Below are 1,986 nucleotides of genomic sequence, written 5' to 3'. Positions count from 1 at the left end.
CATTGTTGTTACTTCGGTTTCAAACATCGCAATTAGCTTTGTCAGGAATAAATCCAGCTCCTATCCCTTGTACCTTAATTCCGAGTATTCCGATAAGAATTATTAATCTTCTCTTTTTAAGGTATCACAATCTTATCTCAAAGTCAATAGGTGGATTTACGCATCCAAATTGCTATTCCTTATCAAACTGAATGGGCGGTATCAAGCCGCCCAACATATCTTTTCCTTAGTCAGTTGCAAATTATTTAGAAAAGTTAACACCGATGTTTCACAAATTCCACAAAACATCCTCCTACTTTATACTTTAAATTTTTTAATAGATATTACACTTCATATCCTGTATCAATAATTGCCTTTTTCATATCATCCACAGAAACTTTAGCAGGGTCATATGTTACCGTAACACTCCCTTTATCAAGGTCAACAACAGCTTTCAATACCCCATTTAACTTCTTTAGTGCATTTTCAACAGACACTTTGCAATGGTTGCATGTCATCCCCTTAACATTTATGACGATAGTCTCACCCTTAGGTCCAAACAAACCCATGATTCATATCCTCCTTTTTTAAAAGTTAATAATATTTTTATTTTTTATTAAGCAATCTTAAGGAATTAAGGACTGCAAGGAGTGCAACACCTACGTCGGCGAACACAGCTTCCCACATTGTAGCAACCCCTAAAGCACCAAGTGCTAAAACTATTACTTTTACTCCTAATGCAAGAAGAATATTTTCCCATACTATTAACTTTGTCCTTTTGGATATCTTTATAGCTGTTACCAGTTTTGATGGTTCATCTGTCATTAAAACTACATCGGCTGCTTCTATAGCAGCATCTGACCCGATTCCTCCCATTGCAACACCCACATCAGATCTCGCTAAAACCGGTGCATCATTTATGCCATCACCGACAAATATTAGCTTGCCTTTTTTCTTGTCAGCATACAATTTCTCAAGTACGCCAACTTTCTCATTTGGAAGAAGTTGTGAATACACTTCATCAATCCCTAATGAAGCAGCGATTTTATCGCTGGCAGCTTTGTTATCCCCCGTAAGCATGACAATCCTTTTAATGCCCATTTTCTTGAGACTTTCTATAGCTTTTGAGGAATCTTCTTTTACTTCATCGGATATAAGGATATAGCCACAGTATTTGTTATCTATAGCTACATGGATGATAGTGCCTGTTGAGTCACCGGTAACACAATCAATATTTTCCATCTTCATTAATTTAGCATTGCCCACAAGGACTTCTTTTCCTTCTATATTTGCTCTTACGCCATTTCCTGAAATTTCTTCATACTTTTTTATTTTAGATCTGTCTACTTCTTTCCCATAGGCTTTTAAAATGGATTCTGCTATAGGATGATTTGAAAAACTTTCGGCATATGCCGCATATTCTAAAAGCGCATCCCTGCTCATGCCATTTACAAATTTAATTTCCGTCACCTTAAATACCCCTTTTGTAAGGGTCCCTGTTTTATCAAATACAACAGTTTCTACATCGCTTAACGCTTCCAAATAGTTACTTCCTTTTACAAGGATGCCATTTTTTGAGGCAGCACCTATACCAGCAAAAAAGCTTAAAGGAATCGATAATACCAGTGCACAGGGGCACGATATAATAAGAAAAATAAGTGCTCTATATATAAATTCCTTGAAGGTTGCTGCTGGCATAATTAAAGGAGGAATTACTGCAATAATCAATGCCAAAAAAACAACAATAGAAGTGTAATATTTCGCAAACTTTGTCATAAATTTTTCTGTAGGAGCTTTCTTACTGCTAGCCTCTTCAATAAGTCCTAGTATTTTTGAAACAGTTGATTCTGCAAACTCTCTGGTTACTTCTATTGTGAGAAGTCCATTTTTATTTATAAAGCCACTTAAAACCTCCGCGCCTTTATAAACTTCTCTTAAAACAGATTCTCCTGTTAATGCAGAAGTATCCACCATCGATTCCCCTTCAATTACCTTCCCATCAAGTGA

The 1,986-nt window shown here is 36.2% G+C and carries 3 protein-coding genes; 1 reads left to right on the top strand and 2 read right to left on the bottom strand.

Annotation, left to right across the window (positions count from 1 at the left end; all coding sequences use genetic code 11):
• On the top strand, positions 1-191 hold a 191-nt coding region (locus tag M663_RS15140; RefSeq protein ID WP_273702609.1), incomplete at its 5' end, for a hypothetical protein.
• A 132-nt stretch (positions 192-323) separates the two neighbouring features.
• On the opposite strand, the gene copZ is transcribed toward M663_RS15140, so the two are convergent.
• The gene (copZ, locus tag M663_RS0103645) at positions 324-548 is read right to left on the bottom strand and encodes a copper chaperone CopZ (protein WP_029687953.1); all 225 of its coding nucleotides are present in this window, start codon (positions 546-548) and stop codon (positions 324-326) included.
• 37 nt (positions 549-585) lie between these two features.
• Positions 586-1,986, bottom strand: a 1,401-nt coding sequence (locus M663_RS0103640; protein WP_029687952.1) for a heavy metal translocating P-type ATPase, incomplete at its 5' end; no start/stop codon positions are given.

The sequence above is a fragment of the Thermoanaerobacter sp. A7A genome (assembly GCF_000445185.1).
Lineage (GTDB): Bacteria > Bacillota > Thermoanaerobacteria > Thermoanaerobacterales > Thermoanaerobacteraceae > Thermoanaerobacter.
This window is presented reverse-complemented; position numbering and strand designations above follow the sequence as displayed.